Source organism: Desulfuromonas sp. KJ2020, assembly GCF_024197615.1.
Classification (GTDB): Bacteria; Desulfobacterota; Desulfuromonadia; order Desulfuromonadales; family SZUA-540; genus SZUA-540.
In genome coordinates, this window is the sequence record NZ_JAKUKE010000003.1 from 322,161 (window position 1) to 342,609 (window position 20,449).

General features: G+C 47.8%; 20 protein-coding genes. All 20 read left to right on the forward strand.

All coding sequences use genetic code 11. From position 1 onward, the window contains the following. Positions 1-20 precede the first annotated feature (20 nt). Positions 21-1,238, forward strand: coding sequence for a type II secretion system F family protein (locus MJO47_RS09820; protein WP_253960949.1), 1,218 nt, complete (start codon positions 21-23; stop codon positions 1,236-1,238). A gap of 9 nt (positions 1,239-1,247) precedes the next feature. Further along, positions 1,248-2,879, forward strand: a complete 1,632-nt coding sequence (locus tag MJO47_RS09825; RefSeq protein WP_253960950.1) for a nitrogen regulation protein NR(II) — start codon at positions 1,248-1,250, stop codon at positions 2,877-2,879. A gap of 101 nt (positions 2,880-2,980) precedes the next feature. Continuing rightward, on the forward strand, positions 2,981-4,369 hold the full coding sequence (locus MJO47_RS09830; protein ID WP_371926692.1) for a sigma-54-dependent transcriptional regulator: 1,389 nt from the start codon (positions 2,981-2,983) through the stop codon (positions 4,367-4,369). A gap of 227 nt (positions 4,370-4,596) precedes the next feature. After that, positions 4,597-4,824: a type IV pilin protein gene (locus tag MJO47_RS15545; RefSeq protein ID WP_305882426.1), complete on the forward strand. Its 228-nt coding sequence runs from the start codon at positions 4,597-4,599 to the stop codon at positions 4,822-4,824. 60 nt (positions 4,825-4,884) lie between these two features. Continuing rightward, complete coding sequence (locus MJO47_RS09840; RefSeq protein WP_253960951.1) at positions 4,885-5,268, forward strand: hypothetical protein; 384 nt, start codon at positions 4,885-4,887, stop codon at positions 5,266-5,268. A gap of 74 nt (positions 5,269-5,342) precedes the next feature. Continuing rightward, positions 5,343-6,131 carry an ABC transporter permease subunit gene (locus MJO47_RS09845; RefSeq protein WP_253960952.1) on the forward strand — a complete coding sequence of 263 codons (789 nt, stop codon included), beginning with the start codon at positions 5,343-5,345 and terminating at the stop codon, positions 6,129-6,131. 7 nt (positions 6,132-6,138) lie between these two features. Continuing rightward, positions 6,139-7,014, forward strand: a complete 876-nt coding sequence (locus tag MJO47_RS09850) for a hypothetical protein (RefSeq protein ID WP_253960953.1) — start codon at positions 6,139-6,141, stop codon at positions 7,012-7,014. A gap of 24 nt (positions 7,015-7,038) precedes the next feature. Then, positions 7,039-7,974: an ABC transporter ATP-binding protein gene (locus tag MJO47_RS09855; RefSeq protein WP_253960954.1), complete on the forward strand. Its 936-nt coding sequence runs from the start codon at positions 7,039-7,041 to the stop codon at positions 7,972-7,974. Next, on the forward strand, positions 7,974-9,725 hold the full coding sequence (locus MJO47_RS09860) for a lipopolysaccharide assembly protein LapB (RefSeq protein WP_253960955.1): 1,752 nt from the start codon (positions 7,974-7,976) through the stop codon (positions 9,723-9,725). Before MJO47_RS09855 ends, MJO47_RS09860 begins: the two co-directional genes overlap by 1 nt. After that, positions 9,722-10,576: a decaprenyl-phosphate phosphoribosyltransferase gene (locus tag MJO47_RS09865; RefSeq protein ID WP_253960956.1), complete on the forward strand. Its 855-nt coding sequence runs from the start codon at positions 9,722-9,724 to the stop codon at positions 10,574-10,576. Before MJO47_RS09860 ends, MJO47_RS09865 begins: the two co-directional genes overlap by 4 nt. Further along, positions 10,576-12,336, forward strand: coding sequence for an ABC transporter ATP-binding protein (locus MJO47_RS09870; protein ID WP_253960957.1), 1,761 nt, complete (start codon positions 10,576-10,578; stop codon positions 12,334-12,336). Before MJO47_RS09865 ends, MJO47_RS09870 begins: the two co-directional genes overlap by 1 nt. Positions 12,337-12,404: 68 nt before the next feature. Beyond that, entirely contained in the window at positions 12,405-13,826 is a 1,422-nt protein-coding gene (locus MJO47_RS09875) for a hypothetical protein (RefSeq protein WP_253960958.1), read from the forward strand. Between the two features lie 141 nt (positions 13,827-13,967). Further along, the gene (locus tag MJO47_RS09880; RefSeq protein WP_253960959.1) at positions 13,968-14,900 is read left to right on the forward strand and encodes a glycosyltransferase; all 933 of its coding nucleotides are present in this window, start codon (positions 13,968-13,970) and stop codon (positions 14,898-14,900) included. A 124-nt stretch (positions 14,901-15,024) separates the two neighbouring features. After that, positions 15,025-16,035, forward strand: coding sequence for a Stealth CR1 domain-containing protein (locus tag MJO47_RS09885; protein ID WP_253960960.1), 1,011 nt, complete (start codon positions 15,025-15,027; stop codon positions 16,033-16,035). A gap of 4 nt (positions 16,036-16,039) precedes the next feature. Next, a complete protein-coding gene (gene tagD / locus MJO47_RS09890; RefSeq protein ID WP_253961872.1) occupies positions 16,040-16,429 on the forward strand; it encodes a glycerol-3-phosphate cytidylyltransferase in 390 nt (129 codons plus the stop codon). Continuing rightward, positions 16,422-17,150 carry a CDP-alcohol phosphatidyltransferase family protein gene (locus MJO47_RS09895; protein WP_253960961.1) on the forward strand — a complete coding sequence of 243 codons (729 nt, stop codon included), beginning with the start codon at positions 16,422-16,424 and terminating at the stop codon, positions 17,148-17,150. The genes tagD and MJO47_RS09895 overlap by 8 nt, the downstream gene beginning before the upstream one ends. A 13-nt stretch (positions 17,151-17,163) precedes the next feature. Then, positions 17,164-18,072 carry a bifunctional 2-polyprenyl-6-hydroxyphenol methylase/3-demethylubiquinol 3-O-methyltransferase UbiG gene (locus MJO47_RS09900; protein ID WP_253960962.1) on the forward strand — a complete coding sequence of 303 codons (909 nt, stop codon included), beginning with the start codon at positions 17,164-17,166 and terminating at the stop codon, positions 18,070-18,072. Positions 18,073-18,184: 112 nt separating this feature from the next. Then, a complete protein-coding gene (locus MJO47_RS09905; protein WP_253960963.1) occupies positions 18,185-19,180 on the forward strand; it encodes a glycosyltransferase family 9 protein in 996 nt (331 codons plus the stop codon). Positions 19,181-19,220: 40 nt separating this feature from the next. Beyond that, a complete protein-coding gene (locus tag MJO47_RS09910; RefSeq protein ID WP_253960964.1) occupies positions 19,221-19,991 on the forward strand; it encodes an A24 family peptidase in 771 nt (256 codons plus the stop codon). A gap of 204 nt (positions 19,992-20,195) precedes the next feature. Further along, positions 20,196-20,396 (forward strand): helix-turn-helix transcriptional regulator, encoded by a 201-nt coding sequence (locus MJO47_RS09915; RefSeq protein ID WP_253960965.1) that lies wholly within the window; start codon positions 20,196-20,198, stop codon positions 20,394-20,396. Positions 20,397-20,449: the final 53 nt, after the last annotated feature.

The following is a 20,449-nucleotide window of genomic DNA, read 5'->3' on the forward strand; positions in this document are numbered from 1 at the left end:
AAAGGAAGAAGAGGGGACTGATGGCCAAATTCTCTTGGGAAGGAAAAACCCGTACCGGCCAGGTACAAAAAGGGGAAATGGAGGCGCCGAACGAGGCGGCTGTCACGGCCACCTTGCGCCGTCAGGGGATTACACCTTCCAACATCAAGGCACGTGGCAAGGGCCTCGATATGGAGCTGAAAATCCCGGGGTTCGAACCCAAAATCTCCACCAAGGACCTGGTCGTTTTCACCCGCCAGTTTTCGACCATGATCGACGCCGGCCTGCCCTTGGTGCAGTGTCTTGATATTTTAAGCCGGCAGCAGGACAACAGCACCTTTAAGAAAATTCTGCTTCAGGTCAAAGAAGATGTCGAGTCGGGCTCGACCTTTGCCGAAGCCCTGAAAAAGCATCCCAAGGCCTTCGATGAGCTGTATGTCAATCTGGTGGCAGCCGGCGAGGTCGGCGGTATTCTCGATACCATTCTCAACCGTTTGGCTGCTTATATTGAAAAAGCGCTCAAACTGAAAAAACAGGTCAAGAGCGCCATGACCTACCCGACCACTATTATCGGTATTGCCGTGGTGGTCATCGCTGTTATTCTGATCTTCGTTATTCCCGCTTTTGAAAAGATGTTCGCTGATTTTGGCGGGTCCCTACCTGGCCCCACCCAGGTGGTTATCAACCTCAGTAATTTTATTCAGGATTATATTCTGGTCATTATTGCTGCCATTGTGATTTTTATCTGGGGGTTTAAGCGGATATATAAGACACAAGCTGGGCGCAAAAAGATTGATGACTGGGCCCTCAAGCTGCCGATCATGGGCATTCTTATCCGTAAGGTCGCCGTTGCCAAGTTTACCCGTACCCTTGGTACCATGATGACCAGCGGGGTGCCGATCCTTGACGGACTCGATATCGTTGCCAAGACCGCCGGCAACAAAACGGTAGAAAACGCCATCTACAAAGTGCGGCAGAGCATCAGCGAGGGCAAGACCATTGCCGAGCCTCTGGAGAAGTCGGGCGTCTTTCCACCCATGGTCTGTCAGATGATCGCCGTCGGTGAACAGTCCGGCGCCGTCGATACCATGCTCAACAAGATTGCTGATTTTTACGATGACGAGGTCGATGACGCTGTCGCCAACCTGACGGCCATGATGGAGCCGCTGCTCATGCTCTTTCTCGGCACCACTGTCGGCGGCCTGGTTATCGCCATGTACCTGCCTATCTTCAAGCTTGCCGGCACGGTCGGAGGTTAGGGGGGCCGCTTGGTCACCTGCGAGCTGGCCACAGATCGTCTTTCACCCCTGACACGGCGGCAGCTGGTCTGGCTGCTCTTTGTCCGGGTTTTGGTGACCGCCCTCTTTCTGGGCGGCACCTTGGTCTATCAAGTGCGCGGGGGAGTGCCACTGGGCTCCAACGCGCACACCTATCTCTACCTGCTTTTTGCGGCCAGTTTTGCCCAATCCCTGCTGTCTGCCCTGCTGCTGCTCAAGGTACAGCTCTGCCGGGTTTTTCTTCACCTCCAGTTTTCCTGGGATTTGCTTTTCTGTACCGCCCTTATTTATCTGACCGGCGGCCTCGATAGCATCTTCTCCTTTTTATTTATCCTGGTCATTCTGGGGGCCAGTGTTTACCTGCCCCGCCGGGATCTGTATGTCGTGGCCTCCGCTGCCGCCATCCTCTATGGCAGCTTGCTCGACCTGCAGTACTATGGCTATCTCCCTCAGTTGCGCGGCCTGACCTTTTCGGTCTCGCGCGAGGGGGGCGAAGTTTTTTTTGCTGTCTTCGTTAACGTCTCAGCTTTTTTTCTCACCGCATTTCTTAGTGGAATTCTGGTTGAACGGCAGCGCCGCAGTCAGCGCGATCTGGAACGGCGGGAAATTGACTACGAAGAACTTGAAACCCTCAACAAGGCCATTTTGGCCAATACGCCCAGCGGGCTGATGATTGTCAATGAACAAGGCAGAATCCGCTCCTTTAATGTGGCCGCTTCCCGTATCACAGGGTTTTCTCTGGCCGATGTCTATAACCGCCCCGTCAGTGAGTTGTTCCCGGATATGCCCCTCCTGCGCGGAGGAGATTTTATCCTCATCAGCCGGGGTGAGGGGACTTTCGTCAGCCCGAAAGGCGAAAAACTTGTTTTAGGTTACGCCACCTCCCTTCTTGATGGGCCAGACGACAAGACCATCGGCCTCCTGGTGACCTTTCAGGATCTCACCCATCTCAAATCCATGGAAGAAGAGCTCAAGCGCACTGACCGTCTGGCGGCGGTCGGGCGGCTGGCTTCTGGCATGGCTCACGAAATTCGCAATCCTTTGGCGTCTATCAGCGGTTCCGTACAGCTTCTTATGGAAAATCCTTCCATGAACGAAGATGATCGTCGCCTGATGCGCATCGTGGTGCGTGAGGCGGATCGCCTTAGCCTGCTGCTCAGCGATTTTCTTGTGTTCGCCCGTCCGGCCAAACCCCGCAAAGAATCCGTCGACGTATCTTCTCTTCTGGATGACCTGATTGAAATGGCCAGTTGCGACCCGCGCTTTGCCGCCGTTCGCATCTATCGGGACTATCCCGGCGCCTGCCGAATATTTGCCGATCCCCAGCAGTTGCACCAGGCCCTGTGGAATCTCGCCATCAACGGGGCTGAAGCGATGCCTGCTGGCGGAACGCTTCATATTGGGATCCATCCCGAGTTCCATGAAATATATGTGGAAGATTCTGGCCCGGGCATTCCCGAAGAGATACGCAGCCAGATATTCGATCCTTTCTTTACCACCAAGGATCGTGGCACTGGCCTGGGGCTTGCCACCGTTCATGCTATTCTGGAAGCCCACGGCGGCAGCCTCGAGGTGCGCCATGTCGAACCCCATGGCACCCGGTTTACCCTCATCCTGCCTTAAATCTCACCGTCTTTTTGATTTTCCATGAAACAAAAATTGTCAGTTGCTTGCCAAGCCGCTATAATCGTTTACATTGTTGCGAGAAGAGCAGTGAGGTAAACATTTTGAAAAGTGATGCGCACATTCTGGTCGTTGACGATGAAGAAAGCATGCGGGAGTTTCTTTCCATCATGCTCAAACGCGAAGGCTATGGCGTCAATGTGGCCAGTGATGGCGCCCAGGCTCTTGAATTGCTAAAAGAAAACAACTATGACCTCGTCATCAGCGATATCCAGATGCCGCGTCTAGGCGGGTTCGAGCTGCTGGCTCAGGTGATGAGCCGCACGCCGGAAACGGCCATGATCATGATCACCGCTTTTTCATCCACTGAACAGGCGGTGGAGGCCATGAAGCAGGGGGCCTACGACTATATCACCAAACCCTTTAAAAATGAGGAAATCCGCCTCATTGTCAAAAACGCTCTCGAACGCAAGCTCCTCAAGCAGGAAAATCAGGAGCTGAAAAAAGAACTGGGGCGGCGTTACTCTTTCGGCAACCTCATCGGCAAAAGCCGCTCGATGCAGCAGGTTTACGACCTCATCGCCAAGGTTGCCGCCAGTCGGGCCAATATTCTGGTCACGGGAGAAAGTGGTACGGGTAAGGAACTGGTGGCCAGGGCCCTCCATTACAACAGCGACCGCCACGAGGCACCTTTTGTGCCCATCAACTGCGGGGCCATTCCCGAGAACCTGCTCGAAAGCGAACTGTTTGGCCACGAAAAAGGCTCTTTCACTGGGGCTATACAGCAGAAACAGGGCCTCTTTGAAGTGGCCAATGGTGGCACCCTGTTCCTCGATGAAATCGGCGAATTGCCGGCTATGATGCAGGTCAAGCTGCTCCGGGTTCTGCAGGAACGCGAAGTGCGGCGGGTCGGCGGCACCCGCGACATCCCTGTCGACGTACGGGTTGTGGCGGCCACCAATAAAGATCTGGAGGGCGAGGTCGCCAGCGGCACCTTCCGTGAAGACCTCTTCTATCGCCTTAACGTTATCCGGCTGGCGCTGCCGCCCCTGCGCGAACGTCGTGACGATATTCCCCTGCTCATTGAGCATTTTTACCAGAAGCTCACGGGCAAAAAAGAGCTGCACGTCAGTGAAAAGGCTATGCGTCGCCTGCTGGACTACGGCTGGCCCGGCAATATCCGTGAGCTGGAAAATATTGTCGAACGCTGCCTGGTACTGGGGCAGGGGGAAGAGCTCTCGGAAGATTGCCTGCCCGCCAACCTGGTCGCCGACAGCGCTGGTACCGAAGGTCAACTCAGCCAGATTCCCGACACCGGGCTCGATATCGACGCGTACCTCGGTACCATCGAGAAGGATATTCTGCTCAAGGCCTTGGACAAGACCGGCGGCGTGCGTAAAAAGGCGGCTGAGCTACTCGGCATCTCCTTTCGCTCTATCCGGTACCGCCTGGCCAAGTTCGGCATCGAGGCGGATGGGGACGAAGAGTGACGATATTTGTCAGCGTGGTGGCGTAATTTCTGGGTCTTTGGCTGAAAAACGCATGAAGAGCTCTTCTGTCAGAGATGGGGCAAAGAATAAAATGTAATAAAAACAGGGGCATATTGATAAAAACTTAGGCGTTGTCTTTTTGGTATATGCTTTGCTATGGATAATGTCATCACATGAAGTCAGTGCCGTATCCGGCATGAAACATCAACCCCGAAAGGAGTACAGACATGCTCAAAAAGTTCAGAAAGAATCAAAAGGGTTTTACCCTGATCGAGCTGCTGATCGTCGTCGCGATCATCGGCATCCTGGCTGCTATTGCTATCCCCCAGTTCGCCTCCTACCGTCAGAAGGCTTATAACAGCGCTGCCCAGTCCGACCTGAAGAATATGAAGACTGGCATGGAAGCCTACAATGCTGACAATCAGGAATATCCGATCGATATGGTGTTCGAATAATTAAAACAGCATTTTTGAGGGTAAGCAAATTTTTACACATTATTAATTTGGGAGATATTTATGAAAAAGATATTTGTGTTAACTGCATTTCTTTTGTTGCTTGCAGTGTCCAGCTTTGCTGCAGGAGATGAGACGTATATTGATGATTTCGCCGTTACCGGTGCTACTCTGTATGGCGATGAAGCTGATGCCTCGGCGACCACCCGTACCTCTATCGGTAGGACATCCACTGGGGTTGCCATTGCTTGGTATTGCGACGCTGGTGGCAATGGTTATGCCATTGCAACACAGCATAAGAGTGGCACTAAAGCTTACGGTACCTCTTATGACAGCACAGCAATTTTCCAGACTCCAGGTTCGGTCGATCCCGGCAACCCGGCTTGGACTGGCGGTGCTTTGAGCGCAACTGATACTACCGACTTCACATCCTGGAATCAGATGTAAGTCAGGTACAGCTTTAACTCCAAACGGGATGTTTCGGCATCCCGTTTTTTTTTATGAGAAATAGATTTCTACCGATGTCGATCGCTATTGTCACCTTCAAGGGAATAATTCGTGATCGGGTGCCGCAGGGTATTTTGAGTTGCGCCTTGATTTTCTTGGTGATCCCAGCCGTTAGCGCTTTGTCTATGCGGCAGGTCACGGAGTTGTCTTTGACTTTGAGTCTGTCTTTGGTCTCTTTCCTGCTTTTGCTGCTGGCAATATTTCTTGGGTCGGTTTCTCTTTGGCGTGATGTTGAACGAAGATATACCCACGGTGTGTTGACGTTACCAATCAGCCGAGGCCGTTACGTCGTTGGGCGTTTTGTTGGGATCAGCACATTTTTGTTCGGAACCGTTATCTTCCTGGGAGGGCTTACTTTAGCTGTGGTAGCCTTTGTCTCCGCAACATACGTTCCCGAGCGGGCAGTGGCCTGGACGGCTGTGATAGCTGCGCTTGGCTTTGAAATGCTCCAGTGCCTTTTGCTGGTTGGCTTCGCTGTTCTCTTTTCTTCCGTCAGTACCTCCTTTTTTCTCCCGGTCTTCGGTTCTCTTGCTGTTTACCTGGTCGGTGGCGCATCGCAGCAGGCTTACGATTATGTCCTTTCCCCGGCCGGGCAAACCCTGACGCCGCTGGTTCGCCAAGTGGCGGAGGTGCTCTACTACATCCTGCCCAATTTCTCCGCTTTCGATTTGAAGGTTAACGCCATTTATGCCTTGCCTCTCGACCCCAGCGCTATTGCTCTTACTGCTTGCTATGGCCTTCTTTATACCGCTTTTGTCTTGATCCTCGCTGCCGCCATTTATTCGCGGCGGGAGCTCGGGTAGGCTGACTATGAAGGGTTATTTCGCACCTGCTGTCTGTGTGTTGCTTGCTTACCTAGTTCTTCTCGGCCCTTTTACGCGGGCCATGGCGCAGAAACCATTCGAGGAGAAACTTGGACTGGTTCCCAACCCCAAGGTCCTGCAGGTGCTTTTACCCGACTATCAGGAGGTGATGGCAGCCTCGATCATCGGCAAAGTGATCCTCTACTACGGATCCCTGACCGGCCATCTCGATCAACCCGGCAAGATCATTTACGCAGCGGATTATCCGGCCATGTCGCGTACTGTTCATGCCGCCTTACGTCTTGATCCTTACAATATGGACGGGTATTATTTCGGGCAGGCTATTCTGGCTTGGGATGCCCGGCAGTATCAACTGGCCTCCGATCTGCTGGAATACGGCATGCAGCATCGCACCTGGGATTGGCAATTGCCTTTTTTCGCGGGCTTCAATTACGCTTATTTCCTTAGTGACAAAGAAAAAGCCGCCCAAATGTATATGCGAGCCGGTGAACTTTCGGGTTCTGCACTTTTTAACAAGTTGGCTGGCCGCTATCTGCAAGAATCCGGACAGACCCAGATGGCCATAGATTACCTGCAAACGATGCTGAAAGGTGCGCATAATCCTGCTGTCAAAAAATCGTTACAGGTAAGAATCGAGGCTTTTCAGGCGGTTTTACTCATCGAACAGGCACGCGATCGCTATAAATCGGTCAAGGGACGGGCGCCAGGTGCTGTTGAAGAGCTTGTAGTAGATGGTTTTCTCGATACTTTGCCACCAGATCCCTACGGCGGCCGATTCTACTTTGATAAAAACCAGCAAGTCCACACCACCAGCAAATTCGCCTTCTCATCGTCTCCAGATTCGTCCGATAGTACTCCCTGACAATCTTCTTTTGGCAAACAGGTTATGGCTTTGAATAAAACATCTTATCCAATTCACATATCAAACCTCAAAAAGACCTATCGGGGCAAGCGAGGCAAGCTGGTCGAAGCTCTTCGTGACCTGTCGCTGGAAATCGTGCCTGGAGAGGTATTCGGTTTCCTCGGCCCAAATGGAGCCGGTAAGAGCACGACGATAAAGATTCTGATGGGTTTAATTCGTCCGAGTGGAGGTGAAGCCTCCATTTTCGGCACCCCTGTCAGCCATTCTGAAGCGCGGCGCCGTGTCGGGTTTTTGCCGGAAAATCCAGCCTTTTACGATTTTTTGTCGGCACGTGAATACCTGAAATTCGTGGGTAAGTCTTTTGGTATGACTCGGGATGCCATCCAGACCCAGAGCGACCGGGTTCTTGACCTCCTGGATCTGACTGCCGCGGCCGGGCGTCCTCTGCGAAGCTACAGTAAGGGCATGGTGCAGCGCCTGGGTATTGCCCAAACACTGCTGCATGACCCCGATCTGTTTATCTTGGATGAACCGATGAGCGGCCTTGACCCCATTGGCCGAGCCCTGGTCAAAGAGATTATCCTCGATTTAAAGGCGCGGGGGAAAACCGTTTTCTTCAGCACCCATGTGACTGCTGATGTGGAGCGGGTTTGTGATCGCATCGGTGTGATTGTCAGTGGTATTTTCCGTGAACAGCGCGTCGTCAGTGAATTGCTTCGCGAGGGAATCGATGGCTACTTCTGCCGGGTGCGAGGATTGGAGTCTGCAAAAGTCATGGCTCTTGGTGGTGCAGACTGCGGCGATGGGGTTTGCGAGGTCTTTGTGCCAAGAGACGGTTTCGATGCTTTTTCTGCTGAGCTTTTAACGCATGGCGGTGCCTTCGACCTTGTCGAACCCCGCCGCCGGGATGTGGAAAAATATTTTCTGGATCTGGTCGCCAGGAGCGAAGGAGAATCCTGATGCGCCTCAGAACCTGGCACTGTCTCTGTCTGATAGGGCTTTTCGTTCTTCTTGCCTACTACCCTACCGTACATGCCGGATATAATTCGGTAGATGACCTTAAGATGGTCACAAATATCGACCGGGCCGGCCCCTTGGATTTAGAACGACTGGAACGTCTTTTCGTTCGGAGTGGTTCCTACTATTACCGCCCTTTGACCATTCTGACCTACACCCTTGACCGCGACCTCTGGGGCTCTATCCCTTCTTTCATGCATCTGGGGAATATCCTGCTCCATCTGGTGAATGCTCTTCTGGTTTTTGCCATCACCCGACAACTTTTCAAAGTTTTTAATCGCGGCAGTCTGTGGCCCGCTCTTTTTGCGGGTCTCTTTTTTGCTCTCCATCCCCTGGCGACTGAGTCCGTGGCCTGGATCAGCGGTCGTACCGATCTGCTGATGAGCGTATTTTTGCTTTTGGCTGTATGGTTGACCTTGTTGGCATTGGAAAGTAAGCATCCCGTTGTGATTGCGGGAGCCGGGGTTTCGCTTTTTGTTGCGCCACTGGCGAAGGAAGTGGCCGTCTTTATTTTGCCAGGCATGCTGTGGTTGATTGCCGTTTATCCCGGCGAGGGACGATTGCTTGGCCGCCTGCAGCAGCGCTGGTTGCTTTTGGCCTCAACGGTCGGCAGCGTTGTCGCCTATTTTTCCTTACGCGCTTTGGCGATCGAGCGAGATAGCGGCATTAAGACAGCTCTAAAGGGTATTGCGGGGAGCGATGGGCATGGACTTTTTGAATGGCTGGATAAGGTCCGTGTAGCCTTTAAGGTTTATGGTTTTTATTTTAAGAAGCTTTTTGTTCCTTGGCCGCTGAACTTTGGGATTGTCGAAATCTCAGGCTGGTACATTCTGGTCGGTGTTCTGCTGGCAATGGTCCTTCTTTACCTGGCCTGGCGTGCCGATGTGCTGGGTTCATTTGGTTTAATGGCCTTTTGCGTGCTGTCGCCCGCCTTGCTGATTGTTTTTGGCAAAATGGCCTGGACTCCCCTGTCCGAGCGCTACCTTTACGCTCCTGTGGCCCTCTTTGCACCCTTGGCGGCCTTCTTTGCGGTGTATGTTAAAACCAAAGTCGCCCCTTCCTTCGGGCCGCTTGTAAACATCTTACTGATTGCTGGATTAGCCATTTTTTTCAGTACGACCGTTCATCGGGCCTGGATTTGGCAGGATAATGTGCGCCTCTATCGTGATACGGTGGCAAAAAGCCCCAATTTTCCCCCAGCGAAGAGTGAGTTGGCTTCTGCCCTGTTAAAGACTGGAAGTATTGAAGAAGCAAAAAAAATATTAGGGAGCATGCAGGTGGATGATTCCCCTGTTTCTTATATCAGTGACGATATTAATCTGGCCTATTCACTCGCAGCCGAGGGGGAATTAGATGAGGCTCGCCAGATGCTACTGCCTCTTTTAAAACAAAACCCCAAAAAACGATTTGATGTTCTGCAGTCGCTGATCAGAGTCAATGACATGCGATTAGGTAAAGAGGATACTCCCGAGGGCAAGGCCGTTATTCATAGAGAAAACCTGGATTGGCTTCTGGAACAACAGCGTCTTAAGCCACAGGTCTTCACTCTGTACCGTATTGGAAAACGGTATCTGGCTTTGGAGGACGAGGCCAAAGCGCTTGACTATTTTAAGAAAGTTTATGCCCAGGCACCTCAAGATGCCCATTATCGTGGGGCGGCAGCCACTCAAATTAGCCGCCTAGAGAGCCAATGAAACTTAAACCGATCCTGCAATTGCTGCGTCCCCATCAGTGGCTGAAGAATCTGATGCTGCTCTTTCCCCCTTTTTTGGGGGGCGTTCTTTTTGAGCCGGGTGTTTTGCAAAAAGGGATCGTTCCTTTTGTGGCTTTTTGTCTGGCTTCAAGCGGCACGTATGTGTTCAATGATTTACGCGACCGTGAGAAAGACCGCGCCCATCCGCGTAAGCAGCATCGCCCCCTGGCCAGTGGGATAATATCCGTTCCCGCGGCCACCTTTTTAGCCATACTGCTTTTTTCTGGCGCAATAATAGTAGGATGGCGTGTGTCTCCTGCATTCTTAATGTGGCTTTTGGCTTACCTGGGACTGTCCGCGGCCTATTCGATAAAGCTGAAAGATCAGCCGATTTTTGACATTTTCTGCATCGCCTCGGGTTTTGTCTTTCGAATCTTTGCAGGTGGTGCTGCCTTCGATGTCCGTGTGTCGGACTGGCTTTTTCTCACCGTGCTGCTGCTGGCCATTTTTCTCAGTTGTGGAAAGCGACTGGGAGAAAAAAATCTGCTGGGGGAATCATCTGCGGAACATAGAAAAGTTCTGGACGACTATCCTCCCGGTGTGTTGGAAGGGTATATTTACATTTCCGGAGCAGCCGTATTGGTCACCTACACCCTTTATGTCATAACCCGACATCGTCTGATCTACACTGTTCCCCTCTGCTGTTTCGGGTTGTTTCGTTACATTCTCATCGTAAAACGTGGAAAAAGCGGAGACCCTACGGATTCTTTGTTGAAAGATCCGGTTATGTTCCTCGTCGGATTGGCCTGGGTGGTCATGGTCGGATTCGTTATATACATAAAAAGCCTCTGATGACACAGTATCCGAACAATAAAGACGCCGATTACGGTACACATCTGAAAAGTTATCGGCGGATTTTCGAAAAGCTACCGTCTGTTCGAAAACGTCAGTTTTGGGGCCTGACTGGAGTAATCCTGGTTCTGGCGTTGACCGAAACCCTGGCAGTAGGGTTGATTTCTTTCTACGCAGCAGCTGTTTCCGATCCGGAATCCACGTTAAAAATCGGGTTTATCTCCTATGCCGAAACCTTTCTCGGTGAGGGCGGTGATTTTACTAAGAAGTCCCTTATCGGCTTTTTGAGTTTGGCAGTTGTCTTTGCTGTAATTTTTAAAAATACGTTGCGTGGCGCTTTTGTTTATTCGGTTTCCCGCTATAGCGCCAGTCTTGAAGCGTACTTTGGTCATCGTTTACTGGAGAATTTTTTACATAAGCCCTATGACTGGTATCTTCAGCAGAACAGCGCCGATTTGATCCAGGTTGTCAACTGGCGAACCTATGTCGGGAGAAATTTTGTTACACCCTCGTTAAACATCCTCAGTGAATCCTGTGTTTTGCTGGCGTTGCTTTTTTCTTTGTTGCTTATCGAGCCTTTGATCTTTCTTCTCTTTTTGGTAGTGCAGGGGGGCGCGACTTTTTACTTCTACAAAAAACTGAAACAGAACCTCGATAGGAACGCTCGTTTATGTAAAGAGAAGGATCGGATTATAAATCGTGAAGTGACGAAGGCCATCCATGGTTATAAGGATGTAAAAATCACCTCTACAGCTCCCCATTTCATGAACCAATTCGATTTGCACGCCGACTCTTATGCCCGCAATTTTGGTCGGCAGCAATTTTGGCGCGAAGCCCCTCTGTTGACCCTTGAAAGTGTAGGGTTTGTATTGGTTTGTGGTGCCATCCTGTTTATGCTGTATGTTCTGGAGTATTCGCCTTTGGCTATTACTGGAACGACGGCGTTACTGGCTGTTACGGCCTGGCGGACGTTGCCGGCGCTCAATAGGGTTGTTGCATCCTTGACCACTATGCGGACGGCATTCCCGTATGTTGAATCTTTGCTGCCGACACTGTCGGAGCTTACTGATATCCCGGCCAGTGAACCAGCCTCAACGGATCAACCAATTAAGTTCAAAGATTCTATTGAATTTAGGGATGTTTCGTTCACTTATCCGTCGTCTCCTGAAAGAAAAATCCTGAACGGTTTCAATCTGACCATTAAACGGGGGCAGACGATTGGCGTCATGGGGCCATCCGGGTGTGGGAAAAGTACCTTGATTGACCTGTTGGTAGGACTTTTGAAGCCGACCGCCGGGAAAATTATTGTCGATGGTCAGAGCCTCACGCCCGAGCATTTGACTGAGTGGACAAAAAATATTGGTTATGTTCCGCAATTTCCTTATATATTTGACGGAACCTTGGCTGAAAACGTGGCTTTCGGACAACCTGCCAACGAAATTGATCGAGCAGAAATTCTGAAGGTTTGTCGCATGGCTGCCATCGACTTTCTTGACTTATTGCCCGATGGAATAGACAGCATGATTGGTGAAAGAGGTGTCCGATTGTCTGGCGGCCAAAGACAACGGGTAGCAATCGCTAGGGCGCTTTATCGCAATCCCGAATTGATCATATTTGATGAAGCCACAAGTGCTTTAGACGAATTGAAGGATGCAGAAATCCGGCAATTGATTTCAATGCTAAAAGGAGAACGTACTCTCGTGGTGGTTTCACATAGGCGATCGACAGTTGAATCTTGCGATGGTGTGATTCGTTTTTGATGATAATGTGAGCTGAAACAAGGCATTGATTTTGCAATTATATTAGTTTTTTTGCAAAGGGTGGCCCATTGATTTTACGTTCATTGCCGAAAATTTCTCAAATCTTATCAAGAGAAGACGAAACGATCCTCGCTTACCTGCATGGTCAGAAGTTTCAGCAGATCCCCAGCCTGCGTAGCCAAAAACCCTTATTGAGAGGGATTTTCTGCCGGGTTTTAGCGTTTTTGTACTATTTACTGAAAAATTGTGTTTCATGGAGACTTGATCTTAATTTAGAAAAAGTGGATTACTTGGTTTATGCCGAAACTAGCAATCAGATGGATGCCCTTGCCTCTTCCTTGCAGGAATTAAAACATAAAAATCTCAAATTTGTAGCACTTGGGAAGGTAAATCTCATCAATAATGATTTTAGGAAGAAATTTTACAATCCTCAAAGGTTTAACTTTTTGGATGCCGTTAGTGCCTTAATTCTCGTTTTTTTGCGGGGTAATAGGTTGCGCCGCAAACTGCTCCATCAAGGTGATAAAGTTTTAGTGACCTGTTTTTTTGACCATTTTTGCAAATCATATTTGTATCTGGCTTATTTCATAAGAGTCCTCGAGAAATACCAACCATTGTTTGTTATTGGTTCAAATGATCATAGTGTTTCAAATCGATGTCTTTATGCTGCTGCCAACTTTTTAGGTATAAAGACAGTCTATATGCAGCATGCATCAGTTAATAACAATTTTCCTGCTCTCAGGTTTGACTATGCCTTTTTGGACGGGATGGCAAGTCTCGAGTGCTATCAAAGATGCGAAGTTAATCCACCTGCTAGAAAACCTGGGTTTCCTTTGCCTTTAGTTTTTCTTTCGGGGCAAAAAAAACAACTATTAAAATATGTACATGGGAACTCGCGCCCTTTTGTTGGCTTGGCTATCAATACCCTTGATCCCAGTGGGGCTGTTATTGAGCTAGTTAATTTTTTAGTTGCCCATGGAACCAAAATTAAATTGCGGTGGCACCCTAGGCAACAAATAGATGTTGTTGAAAAAATTAAAATTCAATTTAGGAAGTCCCCGTGTGTCAGTTTAAGTGATCCTGCAATGGAAGATGTTGCCCAATTCCTTTCACAGTGCCATTCACTTATCGCAGGCAATACAAGTATCCATTTAGAAGCTGAGTTGATGGGAGTAAAAACCTTTTATTATGAACTAGCTAAAAACACGTTTTCTGATGTTTACGGATATGTTGCAGGTGGTTTAACAGAGAAGGTCTCAGATTTGTCATGTCTTTTGAATCTTATCGAGACAAATAATACCTCTTCTTTAAGGCGACCAAACGCTGAGGTGATAAGACACTACAGCGCTAGTTTCAATACCTGTTGGGAGGGTAGGGAGGGAGAATTAGTTGTTGAGACTTTGCTGAGAATAACGAAAGGTGAAGCGCTCGAATCTATTTTCTATAAACAAATAGATAGCGCTGGGTACTCTGCCATATATTGCTTGTAATGTCTATAGTAAGGCTTTTGAATCAAGGAATATTGGAAAGATTGAAAAGTATTAGTAGCCAATCGATGTGTAGCTATTGTTATCTTAATAATTAAAAATATGTTTTAAGAACAGACATTCATTGTTTTTGAGAGTTTAAATATGGGTAATCTAGGGCCACTTGTTTCCGTTGTTGTGCCAAGCAAAAACCGAAATGAGCTTGTTTCTAAAACTATTGATAGTATTCTGATGCAAACTTACAAGAACATTGAAATAATTATTGTAGATGACAGTTCAGACATACCACTTCAGCCAATGATTGAAAATAAATTTGGTAAAAATGTATTCTGCGTTAGAAACGAGCACTCACTTGGTGCCCCCGCATCTCGAAATATTGGATTTTCTTATTGTGCGGGTGAATTTGTTGCCTTTCTTGATGATGATGATCTGTGGTTGCCTGAAAAAATTGAAAAACAAATAAATGAATTTTCGAATCTAAGTAGCAAGTTTGGCGTAGTCTATTGTGGATATGACTACTTAGTTAACGAAAACGTTGTAAAGAAAAATAATACATACCATCAATCTTTTAATGTCTTTATTCCAGCCCTAGGACGATGTCCTATTGGGTCACCAACACCACTAATAAGAAGGAGTTTTTTTGACTTTGTTGGTGGTTTTGACGAACGTCTTTGTGCCTGTCAAGATTGGGATTTATGGATTCGATTATCACGGGTATGTCTTTTCTTCCCAGTAAAAGAATCTTTGGCGCTTTATCGCCTGCATGGCAACCAAATTTCAACTGATATTCTAAAAAAAATTAGTTCAAGAGAGGCTATGCTTTATAAACACAAAAACACATTAGATATCTATCCAAAAATTCTTTCAAAACATTTTGAAAAACTTGGCTCTCTTTGTGTCTTGGCTGGAAAGTACAATAAGTCAAAAATGTATTTTTGGTGCTCTGTAAAAATTTATAAATTAAATATTATCAGCTGGATTCATCTTTTTTTGAAAATATTTTCTAGTACATTTGAAAAATTATTGACTGAACGTTTTGGTGTCAAAAAAATAAACAATATTAAAATTTATGGTTAAAAAGCCATTATGTGTTATTTATTTGCTTTGTAGATAATTATAAAAGTTTTACAAAAAGATAGCGTTGAATTCACTCTCAATTCTTGATGCAGTATTTTTTTCTATTCTATAGGGCTATTGCGACATGTCAGGCATAAATCCTGAGGGTAATATTGATTTTGTTGTAACTTGGGTAGATGGCAATGACCCCTCTTGGTTGGAACAGTTTTATTATTATGCCCCCACACTTGACGGCGATAAAAGAAAATGCCGGTTTCGTGATTGGGATAACCTTCAGTACCTGTTTCGTGCATTTGACATTTTTACCCCTTGGGTTAGGAAAATTCATTTTGTAACTTGGGGCCATCTGCCTCCTTGGTTAAAAACAGATCATCCAAAGTTGAATATTGTTCGTCATGATGACTTTTTAGATTGTGTGAATTTGCCTGTATTTAGCTGTAATCCAATAGAAATTAATTTACATAGAATTCCGGGATTGGCTGATAAATTCGTATATTTCAATGATGATACTTTTTTGCTTCGCAAAATAAAACCACAGCGTTTTTTTCGAAAAGGTTTGCCCTGCGATGTTTTCTCTTTTAATGCTCTGTCAGACAGTCAAATTGCACACATAAAATTAAGTAATATTCAAATTGTGAATAATAACTTTAAGAAATATGAAGTTCTGAAAAAAAATTTCTTTAAAGTATTTTGTTACAAATACTCCGCTATTAACATTTTAAAAACTATTCTATTGCTTCCATGGCCTAAAATTACTGGTTTTTATGACCCGCACATGCCTCAGCCTTTTTTAAAAAAAACATTTGAATCAGTTTGGTTAGTTGAAGAGTCTGTGTTGAAGGCAACCTCCGGCCGAAAAATCAGGTCCTGTGAAGATGTAAGCCAGTACCTTTTTCGTTATTGGCATTTGTGCGAAGGTAGGTTTTCTCCGATAAAAATGCCTAAAGTTTTTTTTGAATGGGTACGAAACAGGGAAGATGCCGTTAAGTTTAGGGATAGCATTAATTCAGGAAAATATGCGATGGCTTGCATCAATGATGGAGTTGAATCAGATGAAGAATTCCTAGAAATAAAAAAAATTGTTAACTCAGGGTTTGAGAAAATTTTTCCAGAAAAATCTTCATTTGAAATATAAATTTATGATTACTGTTTTAACATATGGTACCTTCGACTTTCTTCATGTTGGTCATATAAGGCTTCTTAAGCGGGCCAAAGCCTTAGGGGACCACCTTATAGTTGGTCTTTCGACAGATTCCTTCAATCTAATCAAACATAAATCCGCTTTTATTCCTTATGATCAGAGGAAAGAAATACTCGAATCAATTAGATATGTAGATATTGTTATCCCTGAAGAATCTTGGGAACAAAAAATTCAGGATGTGCTTTCTCACAATGTTGATATTTTTGTCATGGGGGACGACTGGGAGGGGGAATTCGATTTTTTAAAAGATTATTGTCAGGTTGTTTACTTGCCTCGCACCCAGGATATATCCAGTTCTGCCTTAAAGGGTCAGTTGCGCAATGGCTAATCAATCCAAGTTGAATATCGATGTTAAGCAGGCTGATGCCGCGATGTCCCTGAAGACATGGTGGGCATTGTGCTTTATTTACCCCTTGGCAAGACCCCTTACTGTTTTTTTCGTCAATAAAACGACCATTTCCCCTAATCAAATAACCTTGGCGGCTATTGTTCTGCGGTTTTTTACCGCTTTATGTTTTTTTATTGGCGGTTATGTTTTCTGGGCGATCGGTGCCATGTTTTATTTTCTGGCCTATGTCTGTGACTGCACGGATGGAACCGTGGCTAGAATTACAGGCCAGACCTCGGAACTTGGACGCTATCTTGACCATGTCGCTGATCTTGTCGGTGATGTTGTGATTCTTCTTGTTCTGGCGGGCTCTCAGGGCCTGCTGGGAACGCCGATGATATTTGGCATGATGTTCATGCATGTGGCCGAAAGCTATATCAGTTATCTCAGCGGTTTTGCTATTGCCCCCGAGAAAAGTCATAAACCTTCTTTCGCCCTGTTCACTCTGGTGAATCGCTACCGCCGGTGGTGGTTCGACAAGAACATCAAATCCTTCTTCTCTTTTCCTGATTATACCGCGTTTATTTTCGTGCTTTTCCCTTTGCTGGGCAAACCTGCAGTCGGTCTTCATATCGGTTTTTACCTGCTTTTGTTGATCGTCTTTTATACGGTCTTCTCAACGTTTGTTTCGATACACACCGGTGAGCGCCGCTTCCCCTGAATGGATTTATGATTTGAAATCATTCGTCAAGGTTCGTCTTCAGAGCGACCAAGCCTTTTCATGTCCGGTCTGCGCAACGCCGGTCTTCGATATCTCTTACGTCTTTGAAGATGAGGGAAAGAAATCCAATTTCTTTCAATGCCCTGAGTGCAGTTTCTTGTTCGCCCGCCCGATTTTTATTCCCGAATTGGACCATCGGCAGATGGACGGGCTGGAAAACGCCGAGTTATTCAATTCCCGTATGCTGAAAAGAATCTATGTCCATTATTTCATCAAAAAGGAGATTCGGGCACTGAGACGCGTAAAGGGGAAGGGGGCACTGCGTCTTCTGGATATTGGCTGCGGAACCGGTTGGACAACCAAAGTTTATGCCGATCAGGGATTTGAGGTGACGGGGCTGGAGCCTTCCAAGGGGCGGGCCGAGTTCGCTCGTGAGAAATATGGCATCGATGTCCTCTGTGATTACATAGAAGATGTTGAAATAGCTGAGAAATTCGATGTCATCGTGCTTCGTCATATTGTCGAACATTTTTCTGACCCCGGGTTGGTTCTGCGCAAAATCCGAGGCTTTCTCAAAGACGATGGGGTGGTTCTGGTTATTGTCCCGAATATCAACTGTCTCGGACGTTATCTGTTTGAAACGAAATGGGCTTGGGTTCTTCCTTGGCACTGTAATTTCTTCACACCAAAGTCATTACGAACATTTTTAAATCACGAGCATTTCGAGATCCTTGAATTTTATCAAACCCCGACCCCTCTGTACTATCCTGGCGCTATTATGCGTGCTTTTCCTAATAAGATTGTAAAATGGATATTTGGCAAAAATCGCTTTTTTGCCATGCTACTATGCGCACCCTTGGCAATTGCTGGGAAGTTGATAGGGATGGGGGATAACCTCAATTTAGTGGCGAAGGTCAAATAGTTTGGACACCATGCCATTAAAAAAAGTTGATACATTTCTCGGGTCTTGGCTCTCCAGGCTTTTGCCGAAACCCAAAGCGCCAGACTCCTTGCCTGACACATTGCAGAACGTTTTGTTTGTTCGCCCTGGCGGTATCGGCGATGCAGTCCACCTTGTCCCGTCCATCCAGGCGCTAAAGCGTGCCTATCCAGCTGCAACGATCGACATTCTGGCAGAAAAGCGCAATGCGGCTGTTTTTGCCCTGTGCCCACAGGTTAACCACCTGTTCCACTACGATAGGCCTGCAGAGTTTTTCAGTGTCATGCGTCGTCGCTATGACGTCATCATCGATACCGAACAGTGGCACAGGCTTTCGGCGATTGTCGCTCGTTTGATCCGCTCGAATTTCAAAATCGGCTTCGCTACCAACGAACGACAGCGGATGTGTACCCACCCCGTGGAGTACTCCCACGACGATTATGAGATGAAGAGTTTTGCTCATTTACTCGCACCACTCGGGCTATCTTGTGACATGGAGATCCAGAGCCCCTTCCTGGTTGTCCCCGAGTTGGCCAAGGCGCGGGCCCAAGAGCTTCTTGCGCCCTTGACGGCCCCCTTTGTCACGCTCTTTCCCGGGGCCAGTATCTCCGAAAGACGTTGGGGGACCGCCAACTTCAAGAGCCTGGCCGAACGATTGCTTCACTCAGGATTGAATGTTGTGGTGGTGGGAGGCTGGGAGGATCGCCAGGCGGGAACAGATATTGTCATTGATGGCGGACTGAATCTCGCTGGATGTACCTCCTTGCCTGAAACGGCAGCTGTTTTGCAGAGAAGCGCTCTTCTCGTGAGCGGCGATTCAGGGGTGCTGCACCTGGCCGTGGGGTGTGGTACGCCGAGCGTTTCTCTCTTTGGCCCCGGCATTGCTACCAAATGGGCGCCCAAGGGGGAGCACCATCGCGTTATCAATCTCGGCGTTGACTGTTCGCCCTGCACCCGTTTCGGCACGACCCCGCCATGTCTTTCAGGTGCTCGCTGTATCAAAGATATCAGCGTCGACGAGGTGTGGTCCTCCGTCAATCATCTGCTGGAGGGATGTTCTTCGTCTCACTTATCCGAGAGGCTGTCTTAACTTTTCACGCGTCGGTGAGTCTTCGTTTATGGGAGTTTCCATGCCTTACCCGTTTTTGATCTTCGCTTTTATCCTCGGCGCCGTCATCGGCTCATTTCTCAATGTATGTATATATCGCGTTCCAGCGGGAGAGTCCGTTATTTCACCGCCATCCCGTTGTCCCAAATGCGATGCCGGCATTCGCTGGTACCAGAATATTCCTGTTTTGAGCTGGTTTTTTTTGCGGGGACGCTGCGCTTCATGTAAGGCGCCTATTTCCGGGCGTTATCCCGCCGTGGAGGCGCTTACCGGCGGACTTTTTGTGTTGGTGTTGTGGACCTTTGAATTCCAGGCTGCCACCCTGGTTTACTGGATTTTTGTCTCTGCGCTGGTAGTCATTACCTTTATTGACCTCGATCACCAGATCATCCCCGACGTTATCAGCCTCCCTGGGATACCGGTGGGGTTTGTGTGTTCCTTTTTTGTGCCCTGGCTGAGTTGGACCGACTCGCTGCTGGGCATTCTGATTGGTGGCGGCAGCCTGTATCTGGTGGCCTTCCTCTACGAACTACTGACCAAAAAGGAGGGAATGGGTGGCGGCGATATCAAACTGCTGGCCATGATCGGCGCCTTCCTGGGCTGGAAGGCGGTCTTTCCTGTGATTTTTTTTAGTTCTCTCCTCGGAACCTTGGTGGGCGTGCCGGTAATGCTGGCACAAAAAGCCGACAGCCGTCTGGCCATCCCTTTCGGCCCTTTTCTGGCCCTGGGATCTTTGATTTATCTTTTTTGGGGCTATGCAATCATCTCCTGGTACCTTTCTTTTTTCTCCTGATCGGCCTATTCGCATAAAAAAATTGCCATTAGTGCCCCTATATCTTGTGATGTTAACTGGGGCTCTTAGCCCTATCTTGTGTTTTTCGTCTATTTAACTATAAAAAACAATATGTTATAGAAATATAGTTCTTGACAGGTGTTTTTACTGAAATATAATTATGCACAATTTGCATAACAATTATGTTTAAGGGAGTTACTCTGGATGGCCGCAAACCGTGTAAAGGATATTCGTGAATCCCTGCTTATGAGCAAGGCAGAACTGGCACGGAAGGCCGGGGTGTCACCTTTGACGGTGGATCGTATTGAGCGAGGGGAGGCCTGCCGCATGGCCACCATGCGTAAAATTATCCTGGCGCTGGGTTTGCCCTTGTCGGAGAAGGATAAGGTCTTCCCGGAAGATTAAAATCCGCTGGCATATACCTTGCTTTCTATGTCGGTGGTTTAAAAAGTATCAGC